Annotated in this window: 18 protein-coding genes; 12 read left to right on the top strand and 6 right to left on the bottom strand. The window is 61.2% G+C overall.

The genetic code is table 11. From position 1 onward, the window contains the following. Window positions 1-70: 70 nt before the first annotated feature. From BM019_RS24965 to BM019_RS24925, 9 genes are all read left to right on the top strand, one after another. Window positions 71-946, top strand: coding sequence for a LysR family transcriptional regulator (locus tag BM019_RS24965; RefSeq protein ID WP_092421099.1), 876 nt, complete (start codon window positions 71-73; stop codon window positions 944-946). A gap of 205 nt (window positions 947-1,151) precedes the next feature. Continuing rightward, window positions 1,152-1,805: a hypothetical protein gene (locus BM019_RS24960; RefSeq protein WP_139217391.1), complete on the top strand. Its 654-nt coding sequence runs from the start codon at window positions 1,152-1,154 to the stop codon at window positions 1,803-1,805. An 18-nt stretch (window positions 1,806-1,823) separates the two neighbouring features. Then, the gene (locus BM019_RS24955) at window positions 1,824-2,216 is read left to right on the top strand and encodes a PAAR domain-containing protein (protein WP_009044450.1); all 393 of its coding nucleotides are present in this window, start codon (window positions 1,824-1,826) and stop codon (window positions 2,214-2,216) included. Window positions 2,217-2,218: 2 nt separating this feature from the next. Beyond that, window positions 2,219-2,788: a DUF4123 domain-containing protein gene (locus BM019_RS24950; RefSeq protein WP_009044449.1), complete on the top strand. Its 570-nt coding sequence runs from the start codon at window positions 2,219-2,221 to the stop codon at window positions 2,786-2,788. Then, entirely contained in the window at window positions 2,781-3,164 is a 384-nt protein-coding gene (locus BM019_RS24945; RefSeq protein ID WP_009044448.1) for a hypothetical protein, read from the top strand. The genes BM019_RS24950 and BM019_RS24945 overlap by 8 nt, the downstream gene beginning before the upstream one ends. Then, window positions 3,161-4,000, top strand: a complete 840-nt coding sequence (locus tag BM019_RS31085) for a Tox-REase-5 domain-containing protein (RefSeq protein WP_239691103.1) — start codon at window positions 3,161-3,163, stop codon at window positions 3,998-4,000. Before BM019_RS24945 ends, BM019_RS31085 begins: the two co-directional genes overlap by 4 nt. Before the next feature lie 17 nt (window positions 4,001-4,017). Beyond that, complete coding sequence (locus tag BM019_RS24935; RefSeq protein ID WP_085534302.1) at window positions 4,018-4,740, top strand: Imm52 family immunity protein; 723 nt, start codon at window positions 4,018-4,020, stop codon at window positions 4,738-4,740. Between the two features lie 401 nt (window positions 4,741-5,141). Beyond that, a complete protein-coding gene (locus tag BM019_RS24930; protein WP_092421097.1) occupies window positions 5,142-6,701 on the top strand; it encodes a TerC family protein in 1,560 nt (519 codons plus the stop codon). 100 nt (window positions 6,702-6,801) lie between these two features. Beyond that, window positions 6,802-7,719, top strand: coding sequence for a hypothetical protein (locus BM019_RS24925; RefSeq protein ID WP_092421096.1), 918 nt, complete (start codon window positions 6,802-6,804; stop codon window positions 7,717-7,719). A gap of 95 nt (window positions 7,720-7,814) precedes the next feature. Here the strand turns inward: BM019_RS24925 and BM019_RS24920 are convergent, their stop codons facing one another. The 3 genes from BM019_RS24920 to BM019_RS24910 form a co-directional block, all read right to left on the bottom strand. Beyond that, the gene (locus tag BM019_RS24920; RefSeq protein WP_092421095.1) at window positions 7,815-8,276 is read right to left on the bottom strand and encodes a YccF domain-containing protein; all 462 of its coding nucleotides are present in this window, start codon (window positions 8,274-8,276) and stop codon (window positions 7,815-7,817) included. A gap of 72 nt (window positions 8,277-8,348) precedes the next feature. Continuing rightward, a complete protein-coding gene (locus BM019_RS24915; RefSeq protein WP_239691102.1) occupies window positions 8,349-10,109 on the bottom strand; it encodes a hypothetical protein in 1,761 nt (586 codons plus the stop codon). A 323-nt stretch (window positions 10,110-10,432) separates the two neighbouring features. Next, window positions 10,433-11,431, bottom strand: a complete 999-nt coding sequence (locus tag BM019_RS24910) for a bile acid:sodium symporter family protein (protein WP_062822801.1) — start codon at window positions 11,429-11,431, stop codon at window positions 10,433-10,435. Between the two features lie 84 nt (window positions 11,432-11,515). Here BM019_RS24910 and BM019_RS24905 point away from each other — a divergent pair, with 84 nt between their 5' ends. From BM019_RS24905 to BM019_RS24895, 3 genes are all read left to right on the top strand, one after another. Then, a complete protein-coding gene (locus BM019_RS24905) occupies window positions 11,516-12,304 on the top strand; it encodes an AraC family transcriptional regulator (RefSeq protein WP_062822800.1) in 789 nt (262 codons plus the stop codon). A gap of 96 nt (window positions 12,305-12,400) precedes the next feature. Then, entirely contained in the window at window positions 12,401-12,649 is a 249-nt protein-coding gene (locus BM019_RS24900) for a type II toxin-antitoxin system Phd/YefM family antitoxin (protein ID WP_009044432.1), read from the top strand. Continuing rightward, the gene (locus tag BM019_RS24895) at window positions 12,639-12,920 is read left to right on the top strand and encodes a type II toxin-antitoxin system RelE family toxin (protein WP_007930524.1); all 282 of its coding nucleotides are present in this window, start codon (window positions 12,639-12,641) and stop codon (window positions 12,918-12,920) included. Before BM019_RS24900 ends, BM019_RS24895 begins: the two co-directional genes overlap by 11 nt. A 190-nt stretch (window positions 12,921-13,110) precedes the next feature. On the opposite strand, the gene BM019_RS24890 is transcribed toward BM019_RS24895, so the two are convergent. The 3 genes from BM019_RS24890 to BM019_RS24880 form a co-directional block, all read right to left on the bottom strand. Beyond that, on the bottom strand, window positions 13,111-14,760 hold the full coding sequence (locus BM019_RS24890) for an FMN-binding glutamate synthase family protein (RefSeq protein ID WP_092421094.1): 1,650 nt from the start codon (window positions 14,758-14,760) through the stop codon (window positions 13,111-13,113). Window positions 14,761-14,812: 52 nt separating this feature from the next. Then, on the bottom strand, window positions 14,813-15,295 hold the full coding sequence (locus BM019_RS24885; protein WP_009044429.1) for an acyl-CoA thioesterase: 483 nt from the start codon (window positions 15,293-15,295) through the stop codon (window positions 14,813-14,815). Window positions 15,296-16,286: 991 nt separating this feature from the next. Then, window positions 16,287-16,559, bottom strand: a complete 273-nt coding sequence (locus tag BM019_RS24880) for a hypothetical protein (RefSeq protein ID WP_092421093.1) — start codon at window positions 16,557-16,559, stop codon at window positions 16,287-16,289. Between the last annotated feature and the right edge of the window lie 137 nt (window positions 16,560-16,696).

Raw genomic sequence — 16,696 nt, 5'->3', positions numbered from 1 at the left:
CTTATCCCGGGCTTTCGCCCATTCTGTTAGGCGAGCTGGAGCACTTCATTACCTTTGAGCTAACACACTTATGGAAATCCGTCATTTCCGCTATTTCCTGGCGGTGGCCCGACAACGCAATTTCACCCGCGCCGCCGAGCAACTGGGCATCGCGCCGCCAACCCTGAGCCGGCAGATCCAGGACATGGAACAGGCCCTGGGCACCCGCTTGTTTGTGCGCCAGCAGCGCGAGGTCAGCCTGACCGAGGCCGGCGCGGCCCTGGTGCGCGAGGCCGAGGCCACGGTGCGCCAGTTCGAGTTCGCGCAACGTAACGCCCAGCGCGCCGGGCGCGGCGAAATCGGCCATATCGAGCTGGGATACGTGGCCTCGGCGGTGTATTCGGGGCTTCTGCAAAAACAGGTGCAGCGCTTCAGCCAGGACTGCCCGGACGTCAGCCTGAGCGTGCGCGAAAGCCCGATGGCGGCGTTGCCCGGACTGGTGGCCGAGGGGCGGTTCGACATCGGTTACATCCGCTCGCCCATGACCTTGCCCGAAGGGGTGGAGGCGGTCCGCCTGGATGGCGAGGGCTTTGTCCTGGCGCTGCCCGCCGAGTCCTGGCTGGGACGCTTGCCGGAGATCGCCCCGGCCCATCTGCACAACGAGACCTTCGTGCTTCCGGAACAGATCAGCGGCACCTTGCAGGTCGCCGCCGAGGGCGGTTACGCACCGAAACTGGGGGCGCAGCCCGGCGGCCTGGTGGCGGTGCTGGCCCTGGTCTCCCTGGGGCAGGGGGTGGCCGTTGTGCCGGAATCGGTGGTCGGGCACGTGGGGCTGCCCAATGTGTTGTACCGGCCGATCCAGGGCAGCACGGCTTCATCCTGGCTGTCGCTGATCCACCGCCGCTTCGAAAAGGCCCCGGCGGTGGCGCGTTATATCGAGCAGGTCAGAGGCACATTGCGGGGGTAGGGGCGATGCGGCCGCTGAGGTAGTTTTGCTCTAAGCCGGCCAGCAGCGCCTGAAATGTTTTGTAAAAAATTCTTCGGAGCCTGTAGGCATAAGGCTTCGAGCGCAACTGCGCAACTTCTTGCGCAATTCATGGTTGCTAGAGTGGCGGGCTCAATGGAACGACTGACAAGCGCCTGACAGATCGCGCTGCTCGGGAGGGAGCGGGATGGTTCGATTTCAAGGACTGAGATCCTCAATTCGTCTTTATGGGTTGGTCACGGTCACCGGTATTCACGACCAGCCTGCCCTGGATCCGGTGCAGATAAGTTGCGTCGGCGACCTCGATGCACCCACCGTCCGGGTGTTCATTTCCCGGCTGGACGCGGAGATCTACCTGCGCGCTTCCCATCTGCGCAACTATCGTGTGGTGCCACTTCGATCGTTCGATCCTTCCCAGCTCCTCAATCAGGCTAATGGCTGGTTGAAACTCAATATCTGCCTGGGTTTCGCCGCCCAGGACGACTGCCTCCTCAGTATCGATCAACAGGAAGTGATTCCGGTCGGGCTGACGGCCTGGACCCGGCCGGTCCTGGATGATCAGGGTTATTACCTGCAATGGTCGGACACGGAATTACCCGAGTACCTGCTAAGTGCCTATAAAAGTGTTGGCGCACCGGACTACAACCGGCAGCTCAACGAACTGGACGATTGGGCGCCAGCGGCCATGGAGCGGACGGTTGCCGAAGCACTGCAGATGTCGCCCCCGTTCAAGGCCCCCGGCTCGACGGCCAGCCAGCTCGCATTATTCGATGTGGAGGATGCCTGTTGGCGCTTTGGTCTCTTCCAGATCGATGGCCTAGGGACAACACGCAATACCTAACGGATAAAGGAGATTGCCATGAGTGGAAAACCTGCGGCACGTGTCACGGATATGACCGCTTGCCCGTTGCCCGGGCACGCCAGTAACCCGATTGTCTCGGGATCGCCCGACGTATTGTTCGATGGGCTCAGCGCGGCGCGGATGACCGACACCACGGCCTGCGGCAGTGCCCTGGTCAGTGGGGTGGTTGCCAATGTGCTGATCAATGGCTTGCCGGTCGCGACCCTGGGCACGACCGGTAATCACGGGAATGTGGTGGTGAGCGGGTCGGGAAGCGTGATCATCGGGCAGCAGGTCAGTGCCGCGGCTGTCGCTCCCGTGATCAAAATTCCCGGGCTTTGCCTGCCGTGCCTGTTGGCGGCGGCGCAGCGCAATGAAGCCTTTGTCCCGCTGCAAAGCCTGGGGAACTGATCATGAGTGTTCCTGGCAATGGACGCCGGACTGATCCGAATGTTCTGCAATTTCGTACCCATATTCGCCACTGTCTGGAGCAGCACCCTGAAACCCGGCTCTATGTGCTGGTGGATGGCGCCCGGTACATGACCCTGGAGAACCGCCTGGACGCGGCCGGGGCGGCGATCCGCGTCGAGTGGTTGCTGGCCGCTACCGAGCTGGACGAAATCAGCCGTGGGGGACCAGCGCTGGTGGAGTTCATGACAAATAGCGACGAGGCCTCGCAACTGCTCGACTGGCTGATCGAGCGCGACCAGAAGTCGCCGCTGGTTTCATGGCTGTGGAGCGAGCGTTCCTTTGAGGCGCTGAGCAACCATCTCAAATCCCATTTGTTCAGCCGTCTGCCGGATGGCCGGATGGCGTTGTTTCGTTATTACAACCCGATCGTCCGCCGCAGCCTGGAGGCTGTCTTGGACAGCGAACAGCGAATGGCCCTGATGTTGCCGCTTGATCGCTGGCAGATCTGGCAGCCATTGGTCCTGGCGTACCAGACGTATTACCGGGTCGGGCAGGAGGCTCGCCATGCTTGAGTTGACGGCAGACCAGCTGAAAGCGCTGGAGCAGGTTCGGCAAAATGAGGTGATCGAGAAGATCATGCTCGAGATACGTCAGCACAATCCTCAATGGCTCGAGCAGAAGGGCCAGTGGCAGACGATCCAGTACCTCAAGGACTACCGGGAAAAAGCCTGGGCGCTGCAAATCGAAGAGCCCGATACGGTTGAAAGCTTCATGCGCTTTGGCCTGCAATTTCCTGGTTTCGAAGAAACACCCGGGTTTATCCGATGGATGAAAAGGCCGGTAAACGACACCCCGGAGCAGCGTTTTCGCGATTACGCAAGCGTCATGGATTTCGTCCAGGGGCAACGCGCCTGGCGTGCAGCACTCAAGACAGGGATGCCTGAATGACCAGTTTCATCAGTGGAGCCGTAGCGCAACTGGCACCTCCCATAAGCAGTGGGGTGCGTTTGCCATTACCTCGCAGTGGACCGAGGCTGCCCTTCGATATACCCATTCCCGCGCCGCCTCGATTGCCGATGCCGCCGCCACGACCGTTGCCGGTTCCGCCCCCGGAAGTCGTCCCCCGGCCGCTACCGAGCCCAAGACCGGTGCCGCAGCCTTTGCCGCTACCCGGGACCAAGCCCGAGGCGCTGCCCAAGGCGGATGCGCCGGCAAGCACCCGGGACCGGACGAAGGAGGCGGAAAGAGAGTGCAAGACCCAGAAGAAAGACTGCGTGAAGTGCCCGCCCGAAGACGGGCATATGTACATTCCGGTCAACGGGAAGGGACACAGCATGAGTGACCTGTCGAGCAGGTACCAAAACTGGGTGACCAACTTCCCATTTCCCTGGGAGTGGCTGTGGAGTACTACGGACTGGGACGGTTTTGTGAAAAACCGCTGTACCTTGCAAGAGGCCAAGGCCAACTACAAATTCATGCTCATACTCGGTTTCAAGCACCCTAAGTTTGCCAAGAACCTTGAGAAGGACCTGATCGTGAAGGCGTTCAAGCAGGCAGACAAGGCCAAACCCAGCCCGCCGGTGAGGCTCGAGTGGCATTTTCTTCAGCGCGAGGTCTACGAGTATTGTTCCGAGAAGTACGAGGAAGGTGGGCTCACCAACCTGACGGCTTACTGGAACCCGATGCCTGGCACCAAGGATGATGAGGAGTACCAGGAAATGCGTCGCGAGGAGAAAAAGGCGCTGGACGAGTACTACAAGCAGAACCCGGATTTAATTGCCTGAGACCGTATGGAGTACTCATGGACACATTCAAGCGTTTCAATTTCAAGCTGAGCTTCGATAAGCAGAAGATTGCCCAGGTTACCGAGCAGCAACAAATCGACAGGAGCCTGGCCTTTCTCAAGGCGATAGGCGAGATCGACCCCATTCTCAAGAACTGGTTCTTGTGCGCCGAAGGCAAGGATGACGGCCTGACGCACAATGTGCTCCTCGACCCGAGCAGCTTGCGGCGGGAAATAGCCTCCTGGAAAGACTCGGACTTCGACGTCAACGACATGAGCTTTGTGTTGTGGAACGGGATACCTGATCCGCTGAAGGGCGGGCTTTCGATCACCTATCACGCCCGAAGCGGCGGTTCGTTGCCCGCGGGCATCGAGTTTTCCGAAGCCGGGACACTGGTCCGTTGCCTGCCGGATCCTCGACAGGGCATTGTCGAGTTGATGAACGCAGCGGTCGATCTCTGGCCGGAGATCTATTGGGGCGTGGCCGCTCCCAACGAGTACTTTCGCAAGCAGCGGGTGTTCCAGGACCGGCAGACTATCGGCTGGATCGGTTATTGCCCGCACCCTCTGTCGGCGGCCGATTTTCCGGAGGTCGCCGAGCTGCGTCCCACTCAATCGAAGGGCACCATCGTCGTTGCCTGCCCCGGCATCATGGACGAGAAGAACGTCCAGCATGTGCAGGTGGTGGGTGACACCGATATCAAGCTGGTGGAACTCGGGCTGTTGCCCGGACGCTATTGAGTCGCACAGGCAGGCTCGCTTTTGCTGGGGCGAGCTTGCCTGCCATAGCCGTGGCCAGACACCCCGATAAGATCTTGAAATGATTTCCCTCATGGGAAATTCCCCTTGGGGTTGTAGGATTCAAGTCCGTTTTTCTTCACAGGACTTGCATGAACACCCTCTCGGAGCCTCCCAGTCGTCCTTATTCCTGGACGCCTCAGCCTTTCCCCGCTCGATCCGCCTCGCGGTGCCTTCCGTCAGTCATAAGGCGCGGCCGTTACCCCGAACTCGCTGTTTTTCGCTGCTCGCCGCCGGTCGTCGCGACCGTTGGGCGCTGGCCTGCGTTTGCCGTTCAAAGGCCTTGTGGCCTTGCCTTGCCGTGTCCGGCTGCCTGAATTCACTGGAGAGATAGAGTCGTTTTTATGGAATGGATAATGGACCCCACGGCCTGGCTTGGCCTGTTGACCCTGATCGTGCTCGAGCTGGTGCTGGGGATCGACAACCTGGTGTTTATCGCGATCCTCGCGGACAAGTTGCCGCCCCACCAGCGTGACCGCGCGCGGATCATCGGCCTGTCCCTGGCGCTGATCATGCGCCTGGGCCTGCTGGCGAGCATTTCCTGGTTGGTGACCTTGACCGCGCCGCTGTTCGAGGTGTTCGGCAAGAGCTTCTCCGGTCGCGACCTGATCATGCTGTTCGGCGGTGTGTTCCTGCTGTTCAAGGCCACCATGGAGTTGCATGAGCGCCTGGAAGGCCATGTCAGCCAGCGCGCCGGCAATGCCGCTTACGCGTTGTTCTGGCCGATCGTCGCGCAGATCGTGGTGCTCGATGCGGTGTTCTCCCTGGACGCGGTGATCACCGCCGTGGGCATGGTCGACGAGCTGGCGGTGATGATGATCGCGGTGATCATTTCCATCGGCCTGATGATCGTCGCCAGCAAACCGCTGACCCGCTTCGTCAACGCCCACCCGACGGTGATCATGCTGTGCCTGGGCTTCTTGATGATGATCGGTTTTGCCCTGACCGCCGAAGGCCTGGGCTTCCACATTCCGAAAGGCTACCTGTACGCGGCCATCGGTTTCTCGATCCTGATCGAGCTGTTCAACCAGATCGCCCGTGCCCGTCGCAAGAAATCCATGCAGGGCCTGCGGCCGATGCGTGAGCGCACGGCCCATGCGGTGATGCGCCTGCTCGGCGGTCGCCAGCTGGCGGTGGAGGAGGTGGGCGAAGAGATCGCCGACCTGCTGGACAATGGCCAAGCGCCGAGCGCGGAGCTGTTCGACCGCCGCGAGCGGGTGATGATCAGCGGCGTGCTGCAACTGGCCGAACGACCGATCCGCACCTTGATGACGGTGCGCGCCGATGTCGACTACATCGACCTGGCCGACGATGCCGAAGCCATCCGCAACAGGCTGATGCATTCGTCCTACTCGCGCCTGCCGCTGATTCGCGACGGCGCGGTGGAAGAGCCGCTGGGCTTCGTGCACAAGAAGGAACTGCTCAAGGAATACCTGGCCGGCAACGAGCCGAACCTGGAACACCTGGCGCGCACGGCGATCAACCTGCTGGACAGCTTCTCGATCCTCAACGCCCTGGAGCAGATGCGTAAAGCCTCGACCCACATCGCGTTCGTGATCAACGAATTCGGCGATTTCGTCGGCGTGCTGAGCATGACCGACATCCTCGAATCCATCGCCGGCGAGCTACCCGACGCCAGCGAAATCGAAGGCCCGGACATTGTCGAAGAGCAGGGCGGTTTCATGGTCAGCGGCGCCTTGAACCTGGCGCAGATCCGCCAGCGTACCGGCTTCGACGCCGAACCGACCGAGGACTACCAGACCCTGGCCGGGTTGGTGATGAGCCTGCTGGACCGCTTGCCGGTGATTGGCGACCGACTGCAATGGCAGGACTGGACGCTGCAGGTGGTGACGGTGGAAGAGCGGCGAGTGACCCGGGTGCTGCTCAGACCCGCGGGCGAATAGCCGAGGTTGGCCAGTTGCCTGGGTGCGGTCGCCGCTGTTGAAGCCTCGTGTCTATTCCTGCACCATCGCCGCCCGCTTGTTCAATGGATGGAAGAGAAGTATGCGCAAGGTTTGCATGGGCGCGGTACGCGGCAGGGCCGTCATGGGGGGATTCTGCCTGTTTACCCTGGCACTGCTTGGCGGTTGTGATGACCAGGATGAGGCCCCCGCGGTGGCGCACCCGGTGGTGGAAATGGCCCTGCATGAGCCCATTGCCCAGGTGCTCGCCCGGAGCCCGCTGCCGTTTTCCAAGGACTGTCTGAAGCCCGTCAGGATGTGCTGGTATGAAATCGAGCGTTCCAGCAACGACAAGAACCTGCCGGTCGTCCTGATCGGCGGTGGTGAGCATGGGCTCAGGATCGAACAGGTCTCGGACATCAGTACGGTGATCGACGAGGACCTTGGAGATACGGTCAGTAATATCGACATCACGTTGCGAGGCCTGCCGGATAAAAGTCCCTACGCCGAGCAACAGGCTTTCATTCTCCAGCGTATTGCCGAGCTCAAGAGCGCTGGCTGGAAGCGTTACTACCTACCTTCGAACCCGCGGGTTTCCGGCTCCCAGGCCGACAAGATTCCCTCTGGCGACAATGTGCTGGGCCACTCCATGCTCAACCATCCCTGGCTCGACCCGGACTACCCGATACCGCTCGAGCGCTGGCTGCACAACAAGTCCTTCTACAGCTGGTACTTCCATCGGGACGACGCCTACCTGCATGTCTGGTCCTGGTGTTGGGATGACCAGCAGGCACCCATGGAGCGAGCGACCTGTCTGACCACCCTGCAGTTCCAGAGTGAATACGATTTCTGGTTGTCCAGTTTCGAGGAGAACGAGCGACCGCGCTGGAAGGAGCTGATGCCCGCCAAGCTGGCCAAGGACCGGGAGACGCGGCGAGTGGTGGAAGAGCAGTTGCGTGCCGCTGGCATCGAGATCGACGACAGCTACCAGGACCCGCCGATCAAGGCGCTGGCCCCCTGAGTGCCTGCACCGGTGAACGGCGGGGTTACGGGTGAGCGGTATAAAACCATCCTGGCCCGTATGGGGTGCCTGTTACCGCGCCTGTCAGCCTTGGCTCAGCCCGGCTGACGCTGTTTCAGCGCCGCATCCTGGGCATTGAAGGTGCGCGCCGCGGCGGCCACTTCCTTGCTCACGATGGTCTTGCCGATCGGCGCCAGGGCGATGCCCGCCAGCTTCAGGTGCTGGATGCCAAAGGGAATGCCGATGATGGTGATAAAGCACAGCAGCGCCGACATCACATGTCCCAGCGCCAGCCAGATCCCGCCGAACACAAACCACAGCACGTTGCCGATCACTCCCAGGCCGCTGGTGCCGATATCGTCCTTGTTGTTCAGCTCGCGCCGGCTGATCGCTTCCTTGCCGAACGGAAAGAACGAGAAGGCACCGATCACGAAACAGGCCCGGCCCCAAGGGATGCCGACGATGCTGATAAAGGCCAGGATGCCCCACAGCCACCAGCACAGGCCCATGAAAATGCCGCCGAGGATAAACCAGAGAAAATTGCCGATGGCGCTCATGTGAAGCTTCCTTGTTTGAACCGTGAAGGGTATCGAGCAGGCCCCGTTCGAGGCCCGTGCAGGTATAGACGCTTATTCCTTGCGCCGAGTCAGGCCGGAGACGATCGCCACCAGCAATAGGCTGATGCCCCAGCCGATCAGGGTTTCGAGCCACACCAGAAAGCGGATGCTATGTCCCCAATCCCAGTTCCAGAACTCCACCCAGGCGTTGGGGGAAGGGGTAGTGGTGATCGGTCCCCAGTCCTTCTCCTGTTGCAGATCGACCAGTGACAACAGGATGTCCAGCGAATAGGCACCAGGGCTGAAGCCAGTGTACTCACCGCGCAAGGCATCGCAGGTGTACCAGTTGCCGATATCGGAAGGCAGGTCCTGTTTAGGGTGCTGCTGCTTCCAGGCCTCGCCATATTCCGCGGTACAACTGGCGTAGGTCTCGCTCTGGAACACCAGCGGGTTGCTGGGGGCGAAGACCTTGTGTTCGACGGCGGCGTACCAGTAGATGCTGGTGAATAACAGCCAGATGCCCAGTATCCAGGCCAGCAGGCGCATGGGGCGGTAGCCGTAGCCGGTAAGAGCGCCGTAGAGCACGTGGGGGACCTTGCCGAGCCAGCGCAACCCTGGCCACCATCGAGCGGTACCCTGGCCGACCAGCCCCACTTTGCGTAGGCGCTTCTCGAAGGCGATCCCAACCTGTCGAGCCTCTTCGGAATGGCCCATTTCTTCGAAAACTTTCTGCAGATGTCGCCAGGGTTGAGGGCGGAATTTGCTGTCGCTGCCCTTGAGGCCGTCTTGTCCGCTGTAGGCTGCGTCTTGACGGTCCAGCCAGGCAATGCGTGTTTCTGCGGTGAGCGGGGTTCGGCTATTTATAAAGTTGTAGGTAAAGCCGTTGAGCAATAGCCTGTCGCCCCAGGTACTTGCATCGTCAATCAAGCTTTTTACGTGGGAACCGCTGAATGCAGCTTTGCTCAGCGGCACAGGAAACTCGGTCAGTACCAGAGAGCTGTCTACCCGCATGCCTTGGGCCGATAGCGTATTCCCGCCATTTCCTTGAAAGTGCGCGCCGCGGAAACTCAGTTGTCCTGCAATACGGGCACCAGAGATACGCGTCATGCCAATACTATGGAATCCCAGGTAGACCCCACCTTTGACAATGATGTTGTCTGCGTTGAAAGCTGAACCTTTGATTGCTCGAAATGTGCAGTTCTTGCAGCTCAACTGGTTGTCTATCGAGGCGCTAATCAGAGAAAACCCGCCAATCACCTGGGAGGAGTCTTCAATCCGTACTACGGTTCCGACATAGGCACCGTCCAGCTTCAGAGCGGTGTCTCCGAGACCGTATAGGTAGCTGCCCCGCACGTAGATTGAGCCGCCTATCTGGGCTGCCACCAGATAGATCGGTCCATGGGAATAGAGCTGATTCAGGGACAACGAGCCGGAGATGGACACGCGAGAGGCGAGAAGCCCTGGAATCGCGCTGTAATTCAGGTTCAGCGACCCCTTTAATTGCATACCCTCCAGGTAAAGCGGCTGAAAGCACAGGCAGTGCTCCAGCGTTACGCTTATGCCTATCTCGGCACCACGAAGGTCCAGAGCTCCGACGATATAAGCGCCTTGCAGGTTGATGCCTCGCTCGTGCACGGGGTTTTCAGCATCGCCACCGAGGATCAGAAAGCGCAGGAAGTCAGCGCGTACCCTGTTCTTCTTGGTGCCGGTTTCTGGCCGGCTATCGGCGATCCTGGCCAGGGAGCCAGATGCCGCATGTTCCAGCAAGATTCTTTCGGCAAACGTCAACTCATCGAAGTGTTCCAGCAAACGGCCGTTGGGCAGGGTCTTCAATGGACTTCCCCCGGCAGGTTTGTGGGGGTGGGCTGTGGTTTGCTGCTGCAACCAACGAGAAAGGAAAAAGCGCAAGGCACAAGCAAGGGATGCATGGAAACTTCCGTGTAGAGTCGCCGGGCGGCAGAAAAAAGTGGCGTTATGCTATCGACTTGCCGCAGTCAACAAAAGCAGAAATCCATGCATTGCAGGGTGAGCCCTAAAAATCGCGGGCGCCTCAATCGTTAGTAACTGAAGCACTGAATCCGCAGCGCGTTTTCGTTGACGATTTATCGCGAGCAAGCTCGCTCCTACAAAGGCGACATGCAGTTCAGGAGCCGCACTCAGGGATCGACCTGCGCCATCAACTCCGGCACCGACTCGGGGCGTTTGGCGTAGCGCTGGGCCAGCACCGCGCAGACCATCAGCTGGATCTGGTGGAACAGCATCAGCGGCAGGATCAGCACGCCCATGGTGCTGCCGGCGAACAGCACCTGGGCCATGGGCACGCCGGTGGCCAGGCTTTTCTTCGAGCCGCAGAAGAGGATGGTGATGCGGTCTTCCTGGTTGAAGCCGAACAGCTTGCTCAGCAGGCTGGAAGCCAACAGTGCCAACGCCAGCAGCACGCAGCAGGCCAAGACCAGCCCGGCCAGGTTCCACAACGGGATCTGGTGCCAGATGCCTTCGTTCACCGCCTCGCTGAAGGCGCCGTAGACCACCAGCAGGATCGAGCCCTGGTCGACGAACTTCAGCCAGTTTTTGTTGCGGCCGACCCAGGCGCCGATCCAGCGGCGGGCGATCTGCCCGGCGATAAAGGGCAGCAGCAATTGCACGCTGATCTTGACGATGGCATCCAGGGTCGAGCCGGCATCGCCGTGCACATTCAGCAGCAGGGTCACCAGCAACGGCGTGAGGAAAATCCCGAACAGGCTGGACGCCGCGGCGCTGCAGATCGCCGCCGGTACGTTGCCCCGCGCCAGGGAGGTGAAGGCAATCGCCGACTGCACGGTGGCGGGCAGGGCGCAGAGGTAGAGCATGCCCAGGTACAGCTCGTTGCCGATCAGCGGCGACAGCAGCGGCTTGAGCGCCAGCCCGAGGATCGGGAACAGCACGAAGGTCAGGCTGAAGATCAGCAGGTGCAGGCGCCAGTGGCCGGCCCCGGCGATGATCGCCTCGCGCGACAGCTTGGCGCCGTGGAGGAAGAACAGCAGGGCGATGGCGGCGTTGGTCAGCCAGCCGAAGCCTAGCGCCACCTGGCCGCTGGCGGGCAGGAAGCTGGCCAGCAGCACCACGCCGATCAGGGTCAGGGTGAAATTGTCGGGCAAAAGACGTGAGCGACTCATATCGGGATCATCCAGGGGTTGCCAGGGCGGTGGGCCGACTCTAACGTGATGGCGGACTGCCGACTAACGCCAATGAGCCAGTAAATGCCGCCTAAAGGACATGAAAAGATCGTCCGCCGCAGTATTCCCGGTCTGCCAAGCCTGCCGCGACCGGTGTACGGGCGCACCGAATCCCTGCCCAATCGGGCGCTGACCCGGCGCCACAGCCACCCCTGGGTGCAACTGTCCTACGCCATCCAGGGCGTGCTGGAAGTGCAGACCAGCGCCGGGCGTTTCATCGCCCCGCCGCAACGGGCGGTGTGGATTCCCGCTGGCATGCCGCACAAAGTGTTCAGCTCGCCGCGCACTGAAATGCGCAGCCTGTACCTGGATTGCCGCGTCACCGCCTGGGCCGGCGAAACCTGCCAGGTGCTGGCAGTGAGCAGCCTGCTGCGCGAATTGATCCGCGCCTTCAGCGAGCTGCCGGTGGAATACGCCGAAGACGGCGCCGATGGGCGCCTGGCCCAGGTCCTGCTGGATCAACTGGCCGCCGCGCCGCAACTGGACCTGATGTTGCCGCTGCCCCAGGACCCGCGCCTGCGGCAGATCTACCGCAGCCTGCAAGCGCACCCGGACCAGCCGACCACCCTGGGGCAGTGGAGCGAGAAACTGGGGGTGACGGAGAAAACCCTCAGCCGGCTGTTCCTGCGGGACACCGGCCTGACCTTCCGCGCCTGGCGCCAGCGCCTGCGCCTGCTGGGCGCCCTGACACCCCTGGAGAACGGCGAGCGGGTGACGGACGTGGCGCTGGCCTGCGGCTACGACTCGACCTCGGCCTTTATCGCCGCGTTCCGCCAGCAGTTCGATGCCACGCCTGGAGAATTCTTCCGCTAGCGCTCGTTCCCTGACACTTCTCGTCTGCTCTCAAGGTACTTGTCTACGCAAAAGTGCTATTTTGAGTGCTCTTAACAGCACTCGTGAGAGCACTCCATGACCCATGTTCTTCTGTCCAATGTCGTCGCGAGCATTTCCGAGCTCAAGAAAAACCCCATGGGCACCGTTGCGGCCGGTGGTGGTTCCTCCGTGGCCATTCTCAATCGCAATGAACCGGCGTTTTACTGCGTTCCGGCCAAGGAATACGAAGCGATGATGGAGCGTCTGGAGGATATGGAGCTGCTCGCCTTGTGCCGTGAGCGAGAGAATGATCCGACCATCAAGGTTTCGCTCGATGACTTATGAGCTGGAGTTCTCCGAGAAAGCCTGGAAGGAATGGCAAAAGCTGGGCCCCACGCTGAAAGAGCAATTCAAGAAGAAGCTGCAGGAACGACTCGTCAACCCCCATGTTCCGGCTGATCGCCTGAGCGGTTTGGGCAATGCCTACAAAATCAAATTACGTACGGCGGGCTACCGCCTGGTGTATCGGGTGGTGGATGAGGTGTTGGTGGTGACGGTCATTGCCGTGGGCAAGCGGGAGCGGGGGAGTGTCTATCAGCAAGCCAGGAAGCGTTAGTCAGCCAGGAGAAGCTCAAACTATCCGCAATGGTCTGTGGCCCCTGTAGCCGCTGCCGCAGGCTGCGATCGGGCGCTTGCGCCCGTCACGATCTGACTTCTGGAATGCGCTGACGCCGGCAGCCGCCACCCTTCAACCCTGGACCTGACACCCATCATCCAGCGCGAGCGGCCACCGCGTCCTTCAAAAACTAAGCCGGCGTCAGCCGCTCAATCCTGGCGGGCGTAGCCACAACCAGCGGCGCAAAGCTGTGGGGCTGGGCCATGTTCCACATGCGTGCGTAGAACTCCGAACTGATGGGGCGTTGCAACAGCTCGCCGGGTTCGAGGAACACGTGGATCTGCGAGAACAGTCGAACCTCGGTGGTGGTCAGGCGCCGTACCAGGTGCTTGGCCTGCAACTGCGCCGGGTGGTCGAGGCCGGCGGCGCTGAGCATCTCGCCGAGGGCGACCAGGGTGTTGCGATGGAAGTTGTGCACCCGCTCGGCCTTGTCCGTGACCTGCAGCGCTTTCTGGCGCAGCGGGTCCTGGGTGGCGACGCCGGTGGGACATTTGTTGGTGTGGCAGCTTTGCGACTGGATGCAGCCGATGGCGAACATGAAACCGCGCGCGGCATTGACCCAGTCGGCGCCGATGGTCAGCACGCTGGCGATGTCGAAGGCACTGATCACCTTGCCGCTGGCGCCCAGCTTGATCTGTGAGCGCAGGCCGGCGCCGACCAGGGTGTTATGCACGAACAGCAGGCCCTCGCGCATGGGCATGCCGATGTTGTCGGTGAACTCGCGAGGCGCGGCGCCGGTGCCGCCTTCCTTGCCGTCGACCACGATAAAGTCCGGCTGGATGCCGGTCTCGAGCATGGCCTTGACGATGGCCATGAACTCCCAGGGATGACCCACGCAGAACTTGAAGCCCACCGGCTTGCCACCGGACAGGTTGCGCAGCTTGACGATGAACTCCAGCAGTTGCATGGGCGTGCTGAACTCGGAGTGCCGCGCCGGCGACACGCAGTCATGGCCCATCTGCACGCCACGGGTCTTGGCGATTTCGGCGGTGACCTTGTGCTTGGGCAGGATGCCGCCATGGCCGGGCTTGGCGCCCTGGCTGAGCTTGATCTCGATCATCTTCACCTGCGGATGGCTGGCCTGCTCGGAGAAGCGCTGGGCATCGAAACGACCGTCCAGGGTGCGGCAACCGAAGTAGCCGCTGCCGATTTCCCAGATCAGGTCGCCGGCGAATTCCTGGTGATAGGGGCTGATGCTGCCTTCTCCGGTGTCGTGGGCGAAGCCGCCGAGTCGGGCGCCTTTGTTCAGGGCGCGGATGGCGTTGGCGCTCAGCGCACCGAAGCTCATGGCCGAGATGTTGAACACCGAGGCGCTGTAGGGCTGCAGGCAATCCGGCCCGCCTACGACCACGCGGAACTGGCTGGGGTCACAGGCATCGCCCGGGACCATGGAATGGCTGATGAATTCGAAGCCGGGCTGATAGACGTCGGCCAGGGTGCCAAAGGCCTTTTCCGCGGGCTGGTTCTTGGCGCGGGCGTAGACCATCGAACGCTGCGAGCGGGAGAAGGGTAGCTTCTCGTCGTCGCCTTCCAGCAGGTACTGGCGGATCTCCGGTCGAATCGACTCGATCAGGTAACGGATATTGCCGATGACCGGGTAGTTGCGGCGCACCGCATGGTGGCTTTGCAGCAGGTCGTTGAGGCCGACCAGGCTGAGCACCCCGGCCAGCACGATCAGCCCCTGGCCCCAGAGGCTGGCGGGCCAATACAACAGGCCGAACAAGGTAAGGGCAAGGCATAGGGTCAGGGTCGCGTAGCGACTGAGCAGCGATATCTTCATGGTCGTTCCTTGGGCAAATCGCAAGACATGGGTTCAGGCGGGCAGGGCGGGTTCAATCCGAGTTACGGATCTGCCGATAGCGTTCCTGCAACTCCTGGCGCTGCTGTTTACGCAGCAAGCCCTGGGCGTAGCGGCGTTGTTCGATGGCGGTTTCCGGCACGAAGGCGCGCACCGGGTGCGGGCGCCCGTCGGGGTCGACGGCGACCATGGTGAAGTAGCAACTGTTGGTGTGGCGCACCGTGCGTTCGTGGATGTTCTCGGTCATCACCTTGACCCCGACCTCCATCGAGGTGCGCCCGGTGTAATTGACCGAGGCGAGGAAGGTCACCAGCTCGCCGACATGGATCGGCTCCTTGAAGATCACCTGATCCACCGACAGCGTGACCACATAGCGCCCGGCATAGCGCTTGGCACAGGCGAAGGCCACTTCGTCGAGCAACTTCAGCAGAGCGCCGCCGTGCACGTTGCCGGAGAAATTGGCTTTGTCGGGCGTCATGAGCACGCTCATGCTCAATTGATAACTGCCTGGTTCCATGGGTGACCTCATCAGTAATCGATGCTGTCCGGATAGGCAGGCTAGAGCCCCTGCGGACAGCATTTGGCTGGAGACCGGAGGGTAATAAGAATTCTTGATAGTTAGCTAGCTATCTTTTGCAATGAGCTGTTGTGGGGATTGCAATAATGCTTGCGATCCACCAGGGCAGAGCCCCGGCCCCACGCTTCCACCCTGTAGGAGCGAGCTTGCTCGCGATGACGGTAGTGGCGTCACTGGTGGTGCTGGCCGGTATACCTATGCATCCCCGCGCTAATGGTCCTTTGTTGGGGGCTGGTTCACCCACATGGGTAGCAGATTCGTTCAAGCACATAGGTAACACCACGGACTCTGTAGCCGCTGCCGCAGGCTGCGATCGGGCGCTAGCGCCCGCCAAACCTGAATCCGCGATTTGAGCAGTGGAATAGGGTGGTGGCCTGCATGGGTGTTACTGCGGTAGCCACGATTTCTCGGTATGACACCGACCTGTAGGAGCGAAGCTTGCTCGCGATAGCGTCCGTCCCGGCGCTGCATTTTTTGGACGGGTACATATCCGTTTCTGCGGTCACGGCGGCTTATGGTCTCGCCCTGACGGCGGGGCACTTTTTACAAGCTTCTGTAGGAGCGAGGCTTGCCCGCGATGGCGTCTGTGCTGGCGCTGCATTTTTGGGACGGGGTACATATCCATTCCTGCGGTCACGGCTACTTATGGTTCCGCCCTTACGGCGGGTCACTTTTGGCAAACGCCCCAAAAGTAACCAAAAAGTCTTGCCCCTGCGTACGGCCTTCGCTGCGCTCAGGTTCCCTCGCTCCGGTCCTGCTCCGTGGGCCGCCGCCACAGGCCATCCATGGCCTGGGGCGGCTAACTCGGCATCCTTGCCGAGTTGCCCACTGCGCAGAACCTCCACTCGGCCTCCCGATGGGGCGGGTGGATCAAGATCAAAAACAAAGCCAAAACCAAAGCACAGCAAGAGCAAAGGCTAGGCGCCGTGGTTTAAGGCTTTGGCAGGTCCATTGCTCGTTGTTCAACCACGTGCAACACATCGCATCCGTCCTGCAATAACAAGGTTGCCGCGCTGGAGAAGCGCATCAGGTCGAGGTCGTCGGCGTTGCGGCTGGTCATGCCGGACACGCTGTCCAGCATGTCGCGGGCAGCGCGGATGCGCAGGCCGGCGTAGGTCAGCAGGTCAAGCAAGGGGGCTTGCGGGTTGATAAAGGCGACGGGATGGTCGGTGGTGTTGGAGGAGGTGAAAGGTTGGTAATCCATATCAGTGACGCTCCATAACTTAGGTAGCTACCACCAATCGCGGCCAAGCGAAGCAGGGTGGCAACTGTACGCGGGTTGGCCGACCGGGCCTAAGCATCCCGGCACACCCGAAGGTGTCCCACGCACAGTCGCCATAA

It is taken from the genome of Pseudomonas sp. NFPP07 (assembly GCF_900115645.1).
Taxonomy (GTDB): domain Bacteria; phylum Pseudomonadota; class Gammaproteobacteria; order Pseudomonadales; family Pseudomonadaceae; genus Aquipseudomonas; species Aquipseudomonas chlororaphis.
The sequence above is the reverse complement of the archived record's forward strand: the minus strand, read 5'-3'. Positions and strand labels throughout refer to the sequence as shown.

Coding starts and splice junctions, on each gene's coding strand:
- BM019_RS24935 (WP_085534302.1), top strand. CDS start 4,018: ATGGACACATTCAAGCGTTTCAATTTCAAGCTGAGCTTCGATAAGCAG.
- BM019_RS24910 (WP_062822801.1), bottom strand. CDS start 11,431: ATGAGTCGCTCACGTCTTTTGCCCGACAATTTCACCCTGACCCTGATC.
- BM019_RS24885 (WP_009044429.1), bottom strand. CDS start 15,295: ATGGAACCAGGCAGTTATCAATTGAGCATGAGCGTGCTCATGACGCCC.
- BM019_RS31085 (WP_239691103.1), top strand. CDS start 3,161: ATGACCAGTTTCATCAGTGGAGCCGTAGCGCAACTGGCACCTCCCATA.
- BM019_RS24905 (WP_062822800.1), top strand. CDS start 11,516: ATGCCGCCTAAAGGACATGAAAAGATCGTCCGCCGCAGTATTCCCGGT.
- BM019_RS24955 (WP_009044450.1), top strand. CDS start 1,824: ATGAGTGGAAAACCTGCGGCACGTGTCACGGATATGACCGCTTGCCCG.
- BM019_RS24925 (WP_092421096.1), top strand. CDS start 6,802: ATGCGCAAGGTTTGCATGGGCGCGGTACGCGGCAGGGCCGTCATGGGG.
- BM019_RS24930 (WP_092421097.1), top strand. CDS start 5,142: ATGGAATGGATAATGGACCCCACGGCCTGGCTTGGCCTGTTGACCCTG.
- BM019_RS24895 (WP_007930524.1), top strand. CDS start 12,639: ATGACTTATGAGCTGGAGTTCTCCGAGAAAGCCTGGAAGGAATGGCAA.
- BM019_RS24880 (WP_092421093.1), bottom strand. CDS start 16,559: ATGGATTACCAACCTTTCACCTCCTCCAACACCACCGACCATCCCGTC.
- BM019_RS24950 (WP_009044449.1), top strand. CDS start 2,219: ATGAGTGTTCCTGGCAATGGACGCCGGACTGATCCGAATGTTCTGCAA.
- BM019_RS24945 (WP_009044448.1), top strand. CDS start 2,781: ATGCTTGAGTTGACGGCAGACCAGCTGAAAGCGCTGGAGCAGGTTCGG.
- BM019_RS24920 (WP_092421095.1), bottom strand. CDS start 8,276: ATGAGCGCCATCGGCAATTTTCTCTGGTTTATCCTCGGCGGCATTTTC.
- BM019_RS24890 (WP_092421094.1), bottom strand. CDS start 14,760: ATGAAGATATCGCTGCTCAGTCGCTACGCGACCCTGACCCTATGCCTT.
- BM019_RS24965 (WP_092421099.1), top strand. CDS start 71: ATGGAAATCCGTCATTTCCGCTATTTCCTGGCGGTGGCCCGACAACGC.
- BM019_RS24900 (WP_009044432.1), top strand. CDS start 12,401: ATGACCCATGTTCTTCTGTCCAATGTCGTCGCGAGCATTTCCGAGCTC.
- BM019_RS24960 (WP_139217391.1), top strand. CDS start 1,152: ATGGTTCGATTTCAAGGACTGAGATCCTCAATTCGTCTTTATGGGTTG.